At 30.3% G+C, this 13,553-nt stretch carries 15 protein-coding genes and 1 tRNA gene; 12 read left to right on the top strand and 4 right to left on the bottom strand.

The features are described 5' to 3' along the window. Positions 1 to 147: 147 nt before the first annotated feature. The 3 genes from KEC48_RS16330 to KEC48_RS07490 all read right to left on the bottom strand — a co-directional run bounded on the left by KEC48_RS16330 (position 148) and on the right by KEC48_RS07490 (position 2,330). Positions 148 to 282, bottom strand: coding sequence for a hypothetical protein (locus tag KEC48_RS16330; protein WP_283092221.1), 135 nt, complete (start codon positions 280 to 282; stop codon positions 148 to 150). 262 nt (positions 283 to 544) lie between these two features. Continuing rightward, the gene (locus KEC48_RS07495; protein WP_211965173.1) at positions 545 to 1,495 is read right to left on the bottom strand and encodes a ParB/RepB/Spo0J family partition protein; all 951 of its coding nucleotides are present in this window, start codon (positions 1,493 to 1,495) and stop codon (positions 545 to 547) included. A gap of 13 nt (positions 1,496 to 1,508) precedes the next feature. Continuing rightward, on the bottom strand, positions 1,509 to 2,330 hold the full coding sequence (locus KEC48_RS07490; protein ID WP_211965172.1) for an AAA family ATPase: 822 nt from the start codon (positions 2,328 to 2,330) through the stop codon (positions 1,509 to 1,511). Between the two features lie 561 nt (positions 2,331 to 2,891). On the opposite strand from KEC48_RS07490, the gene KEC48_RS07485 reads away from it, so the two are divergent. The 5 genes from KEC48_RS07485 (at position 2,892) to KEC48_RS07465 (ending at position 6,036) form a co-directional block, all read left to right on the top strand. Continuing rightward, positions 2,892 to 2,965: transfer RNA gene (locus KEC48_RS07485), tRNA-Gly, on the top strand. Between the two features lie 140 nt (positions 2,966 to 3,105). After that, complete coding sequence (locus tag KEC48_RS07480; RefSeq protein ID WP_087303989.1) at positions 3,106 to 3,285, top strand: hypothetical protein; 180 nt, start codon at positions 3,106 to 3,108, stop codon at positions 3,283 to 3,285. Positions 3,286 to 3,538: 253 nt separating this feature from the next. Further along, on the top strand, positions 3,539 to 4,198 hold the full coding sequence (locus KEC48_RS07475; RefSeq protein WP_211965171.1) for a hypothetical protein: 660 nt from the start codon (positions 3,539 to 3,541) through the stop codon (positions 4,196 to 4,198). Positions 4,199 to 4,265: 67 nt separating this feature from the next. After that, entirely contained in the window at positions 4,266 to 4,598 is a 333-nt protein-coding gene (locus tag KEC48_RS07470) for a DUF5640 domain-containing protein (RefSeq protein ID WP_168083104.1), read from the top strand. A 313-nt stretch (positions 4,599 to 4,911) separates the two neighbouring features. Next, a complete protein-coding gene (locus KEC48_RS07465; RefSeq protein ID WP_211965170.1) occupies positions 4,912 to 6,036 on the top strand; it encodes a hypothetical protein in 1,125 nt (374 codons plus the stop codon). A 741-nt stretch (positions 6,037 to 6,777) separates the two neighbouring features. Here KEC48_RS07465 and KEC48_RS07460 read toward each other — a convergent pair. Beyond that, a complete protein-coding gene (locus tag KEC48_RS07460; protein ID WP_087936036.1) occupies positions 6,778 to 6,969 on the bottom strand; it encodes a hypothetical protein in 192 nt (63 codons plus the stop codon). 162 nt (positions 6,970 to 7,131) lie between these two features. Between KEC48_RS07460 and KEC48_RS07455 the strand changes: the two genes are divergently transcribed. The 7 genes from KEC48_RS07455 to KEC48_RS07425 all read left to right on the top strand — a co-directional run bounded on the left by KEC48_RS07455 (position 7,132) and on the right by KEC48_RS07425 (position 13,474). Beyond that, on the top strand, positions 7,132 to 7,479 hold the full coding sequence (locus tag KEC48_RS07455; protein ID WP_087303987.1) for a metalloregulator ArsR/SmtB family transcription factor: 348 nt from the start codon (positions 7,132 to 7,134) through the stop codon (positions 7,477 to 7,479). 17 nt (positions 7,480 to 7,496) lie between these two features. Continuing rightward, positions 7,497 to 7,715 carry a cation transporter gene (locus KEC48_RS07450; RefSeq protein ID WP_087244546.1) on the top strand — a complete coding sequence of 73 codons (219 nt, stop codon included), beginning with the start codon at positions 7,497 to 7,499 and terminating at the stop codon, positions 7,713 to 7,715. A gap of 82 nt (positions 7,716 to 7,797) precedes the next feature. Beyond that, positions 7,798 to 9,672 carry a heavy metal translocating P-type ATPase gene (locus tag KEC48_RS07445; protein ID WP_211965169.1) on the top strand — a complete coding sequence of 625 codons (1,875 nt, stop codon included), beginning with the start codon at positions 7,798 to 7,800 and terminating at the stop codon, positions 9,670 to 9,672. A 70-nt stretch (positions 9,673 to 9,742) separates the two neighbouring features. Next, positions 9,743 to 10,603 (top strand): YitT family protein, encoded by an 861-nt coding sequence (locus KEC48_RS07440; protein ID WP_211965168.1) that lies wholly within the window; start codon positions 9,743 to 9,745, stop codon positions 10,601 to 10,603. A 55-nt stretch (positions 10,604 to 10,658) separates the two neighbouring features. Then, positions 10,659 to 11,480 (top strand): Mrp/NBP35 family ATP-binding protein, encoded by an 822-nt coding sequence (locus tag KEC48_RS07435; RefSeq protein WP_168083094.1) that lies wholly within the window; start codon positions 10,659 to 10,661, stop codon positions 11,478 to 11,480. Positions 11,481 to 11,655: 175 nt separating this feature from the next. Continuing rightward, the gene (locus KEC48_RS07430) at positions 11,656 to 12,699 is read left to right on the top strand and encodes an NAD-dependent epimerase/dehydratase family protein (protein WP_211965167.1); all 1,044 of its coding nucleotides are present in this window, start codon (positions 11,656 to 11,658) and stop codon (positions 12,697 to 12,699) included. 118 nt (positions 12,700 to 12,817) lie between these two features. Then, positions 12,818 to 13,474, top strand: coding sequence for a hypothetical protein (locus KEC48_RS07425; RefSeq protein WP_211965166.1), 657 nt, complete (start codon positions 12,818 to 12,820; stop codon positions 13,472 to 13,474). The last annotated feature ends 79 nt before the right edge of the window (positions 13,475 to 13,553 follow it).

The following is a 13,553-nucleotide window of genomic DNA, read 5'->3' as shown; positions in this document are numbered from 1 at the left end:
GTATTTTTATTCTTTATTTGCAATGTTTTAAATTAAAAGAATAAACATGGAGATCTTATTTTAATCTTCATATTTATATTTCCTTTCCAGCAAAAAAGACACCTCATATTTGAGATGTCTTTAATATTCTGCTTATTTAATTTTGATTTAATTGACATATGGTGCAATATTCTTTTCTATTTGTTCAACGTTATATTCTTTGCGTTTTTGCTTTTCTTCACTATCTGAAGTTAAATAAACAGCTAAACCGATGATAAATAATGCTATTAATATTTTCTTCATAACAATCACCTCTTGTTATGATTATAAATAACTCTATTTTTTATAACAAATGTATGAAATTATATAAGTATTTCTATATATAATTAGCTAGTTATAATATATAGTGAATTTAAGAGTTCAAAGGTGATTCCTTTCGGAATGTTAAGGGGGTTTTAGGGGGAAAAACAGTCACGACTGGCAACGAAAAAAGGCGTACTACCCCCATGAATACGCTGAAATTCAAAAATTCTGCAATTTTATCATTCACATGTGTGAATATAAATTATCTAGAATGTTCTCTTTCTCTTTTTTTATGCCATTCACCCAATAATTTGAGAATAATCTCCTTTTTTTGGTTAGGTGTATAGGATTTTGGAAAATATTTATTAATTTCTTCCATCTTGAGACTTATTTTTTCCTTTTGGTTTGGTTTGTCCGCCAGTAACATATCCATCATCATATCTTTAGATAACTCTTCACTTTGACTTTTACGTTTTAATTCCTGAGCCTGAGCAAGGCTAGGTGTAGCTAAAGTTTCCTTGATGACTTCAACGAGTTCGTTTTGTTCCTTGATTTGAAGAAATGATAGTTCATAGGCTGGGTTCAATGCGATAGTAAAGCCATCTTCATGAATACCATCGACCATATCTCTTAAGTCCTTAACCAAGTAGGTTAATCGAATGTAACGTTGTACCTGTTTAACACTATCTCCAGACTCTTCGGCAATTAAATGAACAGATTTCTTGCCTTTCATTGACTTGTGGTCAAGTTGGCCACAAGTTAAATCTGTTCTTTTTCCTTGTCTCTTCATTGCCTCTAATTTCATACGATAGGCAAATCCGCGTTCAGTTGGCAGAATGTTTTCACGTTGAATATTACTATCTACCATGATGATGGTAGCTTGGTTATCATCAAGCTCTCTAACGATAGCATCGATTTCTGTCATTCCATTTTGCTCTAACGCAAATTTTCTCCTGTGCCCTGATACCATCTCATATCCGCCATTTTTATCTGGCCTGACAAGAGCAGGCATTAAGACACCATTTTCTTTTACGCTGTCAATCAGTTTTACCATATCCTCGTCCATACGGACATGGAAAGGGTGCTGTTTGAAGTCATGAATTTCACTGATAGGAATTTTCATGACCTTTTCAAGTCTGGCTTCCTGTCTTTGTTCCTCAGTGGAGAAAAGAGTATCTTCAAATTTAGGAAGTCCTAAATCAAATTTGTTCATGATATTTCAACTCCTATCTTTCTGGTGTACCTTTATGTTTTGACCTTTCAATTTTTGTGATTTCCTTAGTTAAATCTTCATAAGCTTTAGCCACGTTACTGTCTTTTGCGTGCTGATATACACTCTTTCCAGATACACTGGCTTCAGCAGCTTTAACACCAATAGGAATAATCGAATTAAAGACTTTAATATGTTTTCCATAATTTTCTCTAATTGTGTCCACTGTACTTTTCCCCAGATTGGTCTGCATATTAGCAAGAGTGATGGCAACACCAAGTATATCGACCTTTGGATTGATTTGATGTTTTACCTTGCCGATTGTATTCAGTAGCTTAGTCATTCCTTTAGCTGGGAGATACTGAGCTTGTACAGGTATCAGAATATTGTCAGCAGCGGATAATGCATTGATTGTCAACATACCAAGAGAAGGGGGACAGTCAATTAAGATATAGTCATAATGTTGTTTGAGAGGATTAAGACACATATCAAGAACACGTTCACGATTCATGACACTCACTAACTTTAATTCAAAGTCAGCAAGTTCAATGTTGCTTGGGATTAAGTCAATCTGTTCCTCGTGATGAACGATCAAGCTATTGTAATCAACTTCCTTATCATAGATAATATCATTCATTGCCTTAGATATAGTGTTTTCCATATCATCAGTATTCTTTAATCCTAAACAAGCTGATAAATCTCCCTGTGGATCAAAGTCAACCATCAATACTTTTTTACCTTGATTGGCTAAACCTATGCCTACATTTTCAGTAGTAGTGGTTTTTCCTGTTCCACCTTTTTGGTTTGCAACTACTATTACATTGCATTTCTTTGTCATATAAATTTACCTCCTTTCCCATGACCAGTGCTAAGACTGGTTATGTAAAAAAAGATGAAACGAGTCCATCTTTCTAATGAATTTTCAAATAATATTTTTTTTGAGAATAGGAAAAAATCTCTTTCTATATTAATATATGGGTTCGTTTATTTATTAAACGCACTAGACTTAATTATTTTTTAGTCTAGTGTGCAAATTTTTATTGATTTTATATTTTGTTTTTGCTAATATAACTTTTGTAGAGAAAATATAGTTAAGTAATAAAAAACTAACTAAATGATTAGTTAGCTTTATGGAAATAAATAGAGTTGTTCTAAATGGACAACATATGTCCAACATTTGTTATTTTATTTAATATTTATATTATCTACATAAATTTAAGTTCATTTATGTTTATTTGGTGTCATTTATCCTTATAAATAGGGCATTTATGAATTTCTAGCTAATGTGATTTAATGCCACTAAATTAGTGTAAATGAAGATAGATGGATGATGTGACATTTTTCTTAGGATCTAGTGCTTCGGCGTGCAGGTTCAAGTCCTGTCATCCGCACCAGACAAGCGGGTGTAGTTCAATGGTAGAACTTCAGCCTTCCAAGCTGACTACGTGGGTTCGATTCCCATCACCCGCTCCATTTTATTAATAGAGTAAAAAAATGCAGAGTATATCAACTAAATATCTATTTTGGCAAACTCAATGACAGTGGTTCGGCTATAAGCTATGTTGTAATCAACATAGTTTTTTTGTGCCTAAATTCAAAAGGAGGATTGATATATGGATGTTTCAGTAAAAAAATTGAAGTTAAAAAGAAGCGATACTATTGAAATGTTAAAAAAGAATCTGAAAAGGTATATGTTATTAAAACAATTTCCATTAAATTATTTGGATAGACTTCAGTCTTATAGTAGTTCACTTATAAAAGTTTCTGATAATTCGTCTTATCATTCTAATTAAAACAACTTAAGATGTTAAGAGAACTCAAAAATGATGAAGAAGACAATCTGTTTATAGAAAAGTATGAAAATGATAATTTGAAACCATGAAACATTATTTTTCTCGCATATGAAATATTTATAGACAATCGTTAAAAAAACTATAAAATAAAAAGTGTTCAAGGAGAATAAAATCTTGTAAATATGAAAAAATATCATTTATGTATAGATTTAAAACAAAATAGATTTTTAATCAAGAGAAGGTGTAAGAAAAGATGATTACATTTAAATTACTTTTACAATTGATCAGTAATTTTCCTTTATATGTTACTTATGGCTTTAAAAAATATCCGCTGGGGTTAATATGTTTGATTGTAATCAGTCTGGGTATAGCTATTCTAAGTTATTGGAATATGAATATTGATTTAAAAAGCCTAAAAAGTGCTTCAAAAAAATATATTTTCTTATTGGTACTATTTTTCTTAGGACAATTTTTTGTTGTTTTATTACTAGGATTAACCGTTTTAGCAGGAGAATTTCTCGTTATTTCAAATTCCGATTTAACGAGTCCTTATTTTTATATTGAAATATGTATAATTGCTGTAGTTTATGAATTTCTTCAGTGGAGAAGAATAAAAAATGGTGATTTTTTGCCAGATGACAGTGATACAGATGAATACATATCTGAATTTACATTGCCTTTTAAAATGATTTTGTTAATCATTGTATCATTTATATTTTTAGTTACTGATTTAGAAAATGTTTTACCTCATTGGGGAATGACTCTATTTGGAAATACAATTGGGCAATGGATATATAATGTATTCTTTTCACTTGCGATAAGTTATATGGTTGAAGTGGTTGTAAGTATTGTTCAATATGTCATTGTGAAAACTTTTATACTTCCGTTTAAAATGATTCGTTCAAAACACTAGTGAAAATTTGAAGATTTAGCTTTAGTATTTTTCAATTATAAAAGAAGAGTGTAAGGAGAATATGTATATGAAAAAGATGATTTTATTAGTTATAATGTCAATGTGTATCTTAACAGGATGTAATAGTAGTGATAATAATGGAAGTGATGATATTATTGGTAAATGGCAAGGAAGCGATATAGAAAGTATTGAATTCAAAGAAGATGGAACTTTTACTATGAGTGATAAAGGTACTGATACGAAAGGTACATATAAAATTGAAGAAAATCAAGTTTCTTTATCTTCTTCAGAAAATGGTGTTATATTTAATCCATCTTATTATTTTGAAGTTGAAAATGATAAACTCTTGTTAAAGAGAACAGATCATGATTTTGAGTATCATTTCGCAAGAGAGAAGTAAATATAAAAAAGCGCAATGCTTATGAAAACAGTCCTCATATGGAAATTTTTAATAATGTGATAGATGGCAAATGACTGGCTGTTCAGTAACACATAATATGGACGAAACTCCTGATGAATTTATCGGGGGATAAAAGATATAAATAGAACGAGAAAATTGATTGCGTTTGATAACTTACGATTAACTATCGTAAGTTTTTTTATAGAATAGTGCAATGATTGACAACATATACAATCCAATATACAATGAAAATGAAGATGACATCAAAGAATTATCTACACTCAAAAATAATAAATAAGTGAGAAGGGAAAATATGAAATCAAAATTTATCATCATTATTATTTCATTATTGGTAATTATTTGTCTAACAGGTATAAGTTTTCAATTCAATAATGACCATCATTCGACTTTTTCTGTAAAAGGAAAAGTTATATTGATAAGTGAGAAATCAGTCAACCGTGAAATGATTAATAAGATTGATCAAAAATATGAACCTATAATAATAACTGTATTGCATCCATCAAAAGTCAATTCATATCACTTTGATGATGAAGATGTTGTGGCTGTGGATAAAGAATTACTTTCACATTTAGAAACAAAACAATTCATAATGGATTATATTCAAGAAAATTATATTTTATTTGTTGGAAATAATACTATTGAAAATCTTTCCAATGAATTAGATATTGTTTTTCAAAATAATCAGCCTATTTATTCATTAAATACAGGTGAACTGATTTCAGATGAGCTTGTTGAAATGCAAGGAAGTTTTTCAGTATTCAAATATTCAGAAAATATAGATTTAAAAGATGGAATTGAAACTGTATTTTTCAATGAAGATTCCCTTTCTATAGAAAGTTATTTAATTCCTTGTTTAGATGATCTGATTGATAAAAATCAATTTCATACTAAACCTCAAGGATCCAATATGAGTAGACATTATCTATTCAATTCTGATACGAAACTACCAACAAGCACATATTTATATACAGCACATGATTTGTATCAGGATACTGATGAAATTGATGATCAAAAGGATTATTATTTATTGAAGACAAAAGCCTGCTTTTCAAAAGATGGTCAATATTTTACGCTTTTGCATCATTGTTCTCCTGATGCAAAGGCAACAATTTTAGAGAGATATCCTACTCAGCGTGATAATGTAACATCATATTCTTCATATTCTGATAATGTTTCAGTTTCCTATTCAGGACCAAAAGTGAATGTCGCCTTAAAAAGTTTGGAAGATTGTTCTAGTATGTGGACAATCAAAAATCAGACATTTTTCAATAATGACAATTTTGATTTTGAAAATGTATTCGAATTTGCATCACTAGTTTCTGTTGAACAAGGAAGTCAGCTTGAGTGGACATATCAAGTCAAAGCGTTAGATCAAAAGGCAAATGAAACAGAATCAAATGATTTATATATATTTTGATATATTTTTATGAAAGAATTCAATTTAACAAGAGATGATTTTAATCTAAAGAAAATAACAGATATGTTTTTCTTAAAATGACCATAGAAAGTGAAGATAACGTCTATAATTTTGTAATCAATATGATAAAAATGGAGGGTTAACAATGAAAAAAGTATTTGAAAATATAATCGTTAAGATTATTTTCTCTATTTTTATAGTTTTTTTGTAGGTGTTCCATTAGCTCAATTTTTTGTAAGTCTAATGCTTGGAGACAACTATAATTTTGTATTGGCTTATATTTTGGCTATGCAAATTCTTATTATTTTTTTAATTATACTTTTTGATTTTATCACGATTAAAATAAATATGAATGAAATCATTAATGCATCTAAATAATACGAAAAAATGATACAAAATATTTTGTTCATTAAGTTTTATTCAGTAAAATGGGTATTTAAATAAAATAGAATGCAAAATATATATTGGAATCTTTTTATAATGGATCTTATTTTGCTTATAATGCTATTGGATAAAAAGATTGTTTGGAAAAGGGCGTAAAAATGATTCACTGATTAGTAGCACATTTATGAAAAGACGTTTCTTATTTTTGAACGATTCATAGTATTCAGCAATAAAGAAGTCAAGATATTAACAAGTCTCTATCTTTGACTTCTTTTATGTTTCATATTTATAGTTTTTTGAAAAATGAGATTCTTTATGAAGAATGGGAAACGAAATGAAGAAATAACATGATTTGTGTTATTGTTTGCTTTCTTTAGGGTAATTGATAATGATGATAAATATGAAAATGATACTAATGAGTTTTAAACCAACTGATAGACCTAATAGAAAACCATGAATAAAAGATGGTAAAGTAACAAAAGAAACAATCCAAGATATGATTTCTCCTATTATTAAACATATGAGCCCAGTTTTTAATTTTTTTAGCATAAAACTTCACTCCATTCTTAATATTTTATCTACTATGATACTAACAGAAAGAGAAGAATCAAATCTATCAAATTTATGTAAAGTTTTTATTGACAAAGAAGAATAATAGTAATATATTTATATATGAAGAAGTGTTCATATGTTCATTGAAAGGATGATGTTATGGGATTGAATCAAGAAAATTTAGAAGTTCATGAAGATATTGTCAAGCGAGTTCAAGATAAACAGCCAGATGATGAATATTTATATGAATTAGCTGATTTATTTAAAGTTTTTGGGGATACAACACGTATCAAGATTCTCTATGCATTGTTTGAAAGTGAATTATGTGTAGGAGATATCGCATTAGTTTTAGGAATGAGTCAATCAGCAGTGAGTCATCAGTTGAGAGTTCTCAAAGATAGTAAATTGATTAAATTCAGACGTGAAGGAAAGGTTATTTTTTACTCATTAGATGATGATCATGTTAGAACAATCATGTCTATGGGTATGGAACATGTTGAGGAATAAGAAAGGGGAAAAAGAAGATGAAAAAGACATATAAAGTTGATGTAGATTGTGCAAACTGTGCAGCTAAAATGGAAGAAGCTGTTAAAAAAACAGAAGGTGTGAAAGATGCGACTTTAAGCTTTATGACATTAAAGTTAAAAGTTGAATTTGAAGATGGAGTTAATATTGATGAAGTCATGCAAAAAGCTTATAAGAATTGTAAAGTTGTAGAAGATGACTGTGAAATTTATTTATAGAATAAATTCCCTTGAAAAGGGATATTTATTTGATTGATATATGAATAAATGAACATATATTAAAATGAATGGGAGTGTTATGATGAATAAAAAACAAAAGAAAGTTCTTTATAGAATTCTGTTATCTTTAGGATTCATGATTGGAATCATGATTTTAACTTCATATGTTTCTTTAAACTTGTATATTGAAGTGATTTTTTATTTGATACCTTATTTCATTATTGGGTATGATATTTTAAGAAAAGCTATCAAAGGTATATTGAAAAGACAAGTCTTTGATGAAAACTTTTTGATGGCTGTTGCGACTGTAGGCGCTATGTGTTTAGGTGAATTCCGTGAAGGTGTAGCAGTTATGTTGTTTTATCAGATTGGGGAATTGTTCCAAAGTGTTGCAGTCGGTAAAAGTCGTCGTAATATTGCCGCATTAATGGATATTCGTCCCGATTATGCTAATATGATGATAGATGGTAAGCTTCAAAAAGTTGATCCTGATGATGTTGAAATAGGTAGTGAAATCATTGTCAATCCTGGAGAAAAAGTACCTATTGATGGGATTATTGTGGAAGGAAATACAACATTTAATACGAGTGCTTTGACAGGGGAAAGTGTGCCAAGAGATGCACATTGCGGCGATGAAGTCATCAGTGGTTTTATTAATATGACTGGTGAAATTAAAGTGAAAACAACAAAGGAATTTGGTGAATCAACAGTTTCTAAAATTCTTGATTTGGTAGAAAATTCAAGTATGAAAAAGTCACGTTCAGAAAACTTTATTACTAAGTTTGCCAGATATTATACACCAGCAGTTTGTTATAGTGCATTGGCATTAGCGATAATTCCACCTGTTGTTTTGATGTTGATGGGGAAAGATGCCTCATGGGGTGATTGGGTTATTCGAGCTTTAACATTCCTCGTTATCAGTTGTCCATGTGCTTTGGTTATTTCTATACCACTCAGTTTCTTTGGTGGCATTGGTTGTGCTTCAACAAAAGGAATTTTGGTGAAGGGTTCAAATTATCTCGAAGCTCTTGCCAGTGCCAAATATATTGTTTTTGACAAAACTGGAACACTGACAAAAGGTGTGTTTGAAGTAACGCATATTGATCCAACTGACAATTATGATCAACAACAGTTATTGTATTATGCGGCTCATGTGGAAATGGCTTCAAGTCATCCAATCAGTTTAAGTTTACAAAAGGCTTATGGACAATCATTGGATAGAGATGCTGTGTGTAATATTGAAGAAATCGCTGGGCATGGTATTCGTGGAACTGTTCATGGACATGATGTTTATGCTGGTAATGAAAAACTGATGAATAAGATAGGTGTAGATATTACGGAAAAACATCCTGAAGGAACAGTTGTGTATATGGCAATAGATCATCAATATGCTGGATGTATTGTGATTTCTGATGTGATTAAAGAAACCTCAAAAGCAGCGATTCAGTCTTTAAAATCACAAGGAATCAAAGAAACGATTATGTTAACGGGAGATACAAAACAGACTGCGACAAAGGTTGCTGAAGAGATTGGTATTGATCGTGTTTATAGTGAACTTTTACCAGCTGATAAGGTTGAAAAGGTTGAAGAAATACTACAAAACAAAGGTGAAAAAGAAAAAGTGGCTTTTGTTGGTGATGGTATTAATGATGCGCCAGTTTTATCACGTGTCGATATTGGGATTGCGATGGGCGCTTTAGGTAGTGATGCAGCGATTGAAGCAGCTGATATTGTGTTGATGGATGATGATCCGGCTAAGATTTCATTGGCTATGAAAATTTCATTAAAAACATTAAGAATTGTCAAAGAAAATATTGTGTTTGCTTTAGCTGTTAAATTTATTTGTTTAATTTTAGGTGCTTTTGGTATTGCGAATATGTGGTTAGCCATTTTTGCAGATGTAGGTGTTATGGTTATTGCAGTTATTAATGCTACACGTGCTTTAAAAATAAGGTAACAAAACTGTTACCTTTTCTTTTGATTTTTAACGTGATATAATAGTGCCTTGTGAAGAAAGGGTGTATGTGATGAATTATAAATTCATAAGAAATATTATAGGAATTCTTATTGGAAATACGATATATGCTTTAGCTGTTTTATTATTTATTGTTCCTAATGGACTGATTACAGGTGGATCAACAGGATTATCCATTGGTGCACAGCATTTATTAGGAATTCCAATGACTTTATTTTTATCTATTTTTAATATTTTGATGTTTTTACTTGGGTTACTGATTTTAGGTAAAACCTTTGCCTTAACAACATTAATTAGTACTTTTTATTATCCATTGATTTTAAGTGTTTTTGAAAAAACAATAGGTTATACCCAAATGACAACTGATTCATTACTCGCTGCATTGCTTGGTGGAGTGATGATTGGTGTAGCAATTGGACTTGTTATTAAATGTAATGCTTCCACAGGGGGAATGGATATTCCACCATTGATTATTAATAAAAAGACAGGAATACCTGTATCTGTTTCTATGTATGCTTTTGATTTCTTGATTTTATTAATGCAGGTCTTTTATACCGATCGAGAAATGGTTCTTTATGGTATTGTTTTGGTGGCGACATATACCATTGTTTTAGACAAAGTTCTGGTGGTTGGAAAAGCACAGACAGAAGTGATGATTGTGTCTAAGGAATATGAACAAATTAATGATATGATTATTCATGAACTTGATCGTGGAACAACGATGTTAAAATCTATTTCAGGTTATATGAAAAATGAATATCCTGTTATTATGACAGTCATTTCTAACCGTGAATTACCGAAATTAAATTATCTGGTTTTAAATATTGATGAACATGCTTTTATGGTTGTCAGCAAGGTTAACGAGGTGAAAGGAAGAGGATTTACCTTTAAAAAGGAATATATTGAGTCATAATAGTGAAAAAGAAAGACAGATAGGTTATAATAGAAAAGAATGTGGAGGTTATATTATGAGTAGTCAAGACTGTAATCATGATTGTCAATCATGTCAGGAAGATTGTGAAGAAAGAAGTTTTTTAGCTCCAATGAATAAAAATTCGAAAATACATAAAGTGATTGGAGTTGTCAGTGGTAAAGGTGGTGTAGGAAAATCATCTATTACGTCTTTGTTGGCTGTTTTAAAACAGCGTGAAGGATATCGCTGTGCTGTATTAGACGGTGATATTACAGGACCATCAATTGCGAAAACATTTGGTGTTGAAGGTACACAGATTTATTCCAATGGAGAAGAAATTATTCCAGCCAAATCTTTAGAAGGTATTGAGATCATGTCAACGAATCTTTTATTAGAAAATGCAGAAGAACCTGTTGTATGGAGAGGACCTATTTTAGCAGGTATGATTAAACAATTCTGGAGTGATGTCAGATGGGGTGAAGTGGATTATATGTTCGTAGATATGCCTCCAGGAACTGGAGATGTCCCTTTGACAATCTTTCAGTCTTTACCTCTAGACGGTATTGTGATTGTCACAAGTCCACAGGAACTTGTCAGCATGATTGTTTCTAAAGCTGTCAATATGGCAAAGAAAATGAATGTTCCTATTTTAGGTATTGTGGAAAATATGAGTTATGTGCAATGTCCTGATTGTGGAAAGAAGATTTTTGTCTTTGGAAAAAGTCATCTTCAAGATGTAGCAGATAAATATGATTTAAAGATATTGGGGCAATTACCTTTAGATAGTGAATTAACACAACTTTCTGATATGGGAATGATTGAAAACTATTCATCTGATTGGTTAGATGAATTTGAAGAAAAAGTGAAAAACTTTTAAAAAAGGTCTATAACATGTCATAAACTGATTTTTGATGTTTATTGAGGTTATAGACCTCTTTTTGATAAAAAGAAGATGGAATAAAAGTCAGAGAATATGATGAATCATAGAATTTTAAAAAAGATTTTCAAGGATTCATTTTATTGATATAATAAAATTATCAAAATAAATGGAGATGAATAAGATGATACTTACAAAGAAACCTTTAAAAGTTTTATTAATTGGTGGAACAGGTACAATATCTCTGCCTATATGTGAAGCATTAAGTCAAAATCAGGATATTGAATTATACGTTATGAATCGTGGACATAAGTCTTTACCTGAACATGCTCATCAGATAATCTGTGATTTTCATGATACTGCAAAAATGGAAGAAATTTTAAAAGATTATTCTTTTGATATTGTTTGTAACTTCATTATCTATAAGCCAGAAGAAGCTATTAAACAAATTCAGTTATTTAAAGGAAAGATTCAACAATATATCTTTATATCTACAGTTGTGACTTATAATCATGAAACAGCTGTGATAATTCATGAATCACATGAACAAAATAATATCTATTCTGAATATGGAAGAGAGAAAACAAAATGTGAACAAATCTTTATGAAAGCTTATGAAGAATTTGGTTTTCCTATTACGATTGTTCGTCCTTCACAAACTTATGGATATGATCGTATTCCTTTAAGTGTCAAAGGAAAAAGCTGTTGGAGTGTGGTTGATCGTATTTTAAATGATAAGCCAGTCATTGTTCATGGTGATGGTAAGAGCACATGGCATTGTACTCATAATCAGGATTTTGCCTATAATTTTATTCAACTGATCAATAATGAAAAGACAATTGGTCAGGCTTATCATAATATTAATCCTGTTGTGGTGAACTGGGATATGATTTATCGTGATTTATATGCATTATTAAACAAAGAACCAAAAATCATTCATATTGCCAGTGATACATTAGCACTCTCTCAAACTTATGATATTGAATCATCAATTCTAGGAGATAAGCAATATTCATGTCTGTTTGATATGTCAAAAATTCAAAGAGATATTCCTGATTTTCAAAATCATATTATGATTCAGGAAGGGTTGAAGATGTATCTTGACTATATGGAACAGTATCCAGAAAAGAAAGTTAAAGATGAAACATTTGATCAATGGTGTGATCAGGTGATTGATTCTTATCAAAAATTTATTCAAGAAATCAAGGGTCATTTTTAGGGATTGACGCAATCCCTTTTTTATTTGGCAACTGAGATAGGTTTTTGGCTATGTGAGAGAGTATTTAACCATTTTTTCACACAATCATGTATAATCATAATTGAAAGAGGTGAGTAGGATGGGAATTGGTATCATAGCTTTAGGGCTCTGGTTGCTTCTAGGTATTTCGTTTTCAATCAATAGCATAGAACTTTTTCCGGATGCTTTATCAATGATGATTATTATGGCAGGAATTGTCATTGTTTTAAGGAAAATCAAATCAAGAGAGCTGTTGATATCTTTAGGATTATGGATAATAAGTTTTATCATGGAAATTTTTCAATTATATTTTTTCTATCAATGGATTTGGTTACTGGCATTAACATTTGTCTATATAGGGATTGATCATATAGCTGTTGAGTATCCTGCTTTAAAAAAATATCGATATGGCTATCGTATATATTTGACAGTTTATGTGATGATTTTATTGTTGGGTGAATTGATTTTGAAAACAAATGAAGCATCTTTCATGCTAATAGCTGCCTTTTTCATGATTGTCTTAGAAATACTTTTGATTATTGTTTTATATCATATGGTTAAAATCAATCATTTTTTAGAAGAAGATTATATCCAAATCCATGTTCAATCTTTATCCTATTCATTTCATCAAAAAGCAATCATTATTGTTCTTTCTTTAGCGAGTCTTTTAGGTATTGTCTATATGAAAGATGGTTTTTTAAAACAGATCCAACAGGAAGTTTTATATGAAGAATCATGCTATTTAAAAGTGATATAAAAGTTAAAATAAGATTACCCAAATTGTTGCAGATAAGTGGTTACACTTTGCATTAATCAGGGTAATCTTTTTTGATATA

Source organism: Clostridium sp. C1, assembly GCF_018223625.1.
GTDB lineage: Bacteria > Bacillota_I > Bacilli_A > Erysipelotrichales > Coprobacillaceae > Allocoprobacillus.
The sequence above is the reverse complement of the archived record's forward strand: the minus strand, read 5'-3'. Positions and strand labels throughout refer to the sequence as shown.

What these genes read in the sequence shown, in the direction of transcription:
- KEC48_RS07455 (WP_087303987.1), top strand. Translation starts at nt 7,132, where the DNA reads ATGGGATTGAATCAAGAAAATTTAGAAGTTCATGAAGATATTGTCAAG.
- KEC48_RS07460 (WP_087936036.1), bottom strand. Translation starts at nt 6,969, where the DNA reads ATGCTAAAAAAATTAAAAACTGGGCTCATATGTTTAATAATAGGAGAA.
- KEC48_RS07470 (WP_168083104.1), top strand. Translation starts at nt 4,266, where the DNA reads ATGAAAAAGATGATTTTATTAGTTATAATGTCAATGTGTATCTTAACA.
- KEC48_RS07440 (WP_211965168.1), top strand. Translation starts at nt 9,743, where the DNA reads ATGAATTATAAATTCATAAGAAATATTATAGGAATTCTTATTGGAAAT.
- KEC48_RS07425 (WP_211965166.1), top strand. Translation starts at nt 12,818, where the DNA reads ATGGGAATTGGTATCATAGCTTTAGGGCTCTGGTTGCTTCTAGGTATT.
- KEC48_RS07450 (WP_087244546.1), top strand. Translation starts at nt 7,497, where the DNA reads ATGAAAAAGACATATAAAGTTGATGTAGATTGTGCAAACTGTGCAGCT.
- KEC48_RS07445 (WP_211965169.1), top strand. Translation starts at nt 7,798, where the DNA reads ATGAATAAAAAACAAAAGAAAGTTCTTTATAGAATTCTGTTATCTTTA.
- KEC48_RS07465 (WP_211965170.1), top strand. Translation starts at nt 4,912, where the DNA reads ATGAAATCAAAATTTATCATCATTATTATTTCATTATTGGTAATTATT.
- KEC48_RS07430 (WP_211965167.1), top strand. Translation starts at nt 11,656, where the DNA reads ATGAATAAGATGATACTTACAAAGAAACCTTTAAAAGTTTTATTAATT.
- KEC48_RS16330 (WP_283092221.1), bottom strand. Translation starts at nt 282, where the DNA reads ATGAAGAAAATATTAATAGCATTATTTATCATCGGTTTAGCTGTTTAT.
- KEC48_RS07490 (WP_211965172.1), bottom strand. Translation starts at nt 2,330, where the DNA reads ATGACAAAGAAATGCAATGTAATAGTAGTTGCAAACCAAAAAGGTGGA.
- KEC48_RS07435 (WP_168083094.1), top strand. Translation starts at nt 10,659, where the DNA reads ATGAGTAGTCAAGACTGTAATCATGATTGTCAATCATGTCAGGAAGAT.
- KEC48_RS07495 (WP_211965173.1), bottom strand. Translation starts at nt 1,495, where the DNA reads ATGAACAAATTTGATTTAGGACTTCCTAAATTTGAAGATACTCTTTTC.
- KEC48_RS07475 (WP_211965171.1), top strand. Translation starts at nt 3,539, where the DNA reads ATGATTACATTTAAATTACTTTTACAATTGATCAGTAATTTTCCTTTA.
- KEC48_RS07480 (WP_087303989.1), top strand. Translation starts at nt 3,106, where the DNA reads ATGGATGTTTCAGTAAAAAAATTGAAGTTAAAAAGAAGCGATACTATT.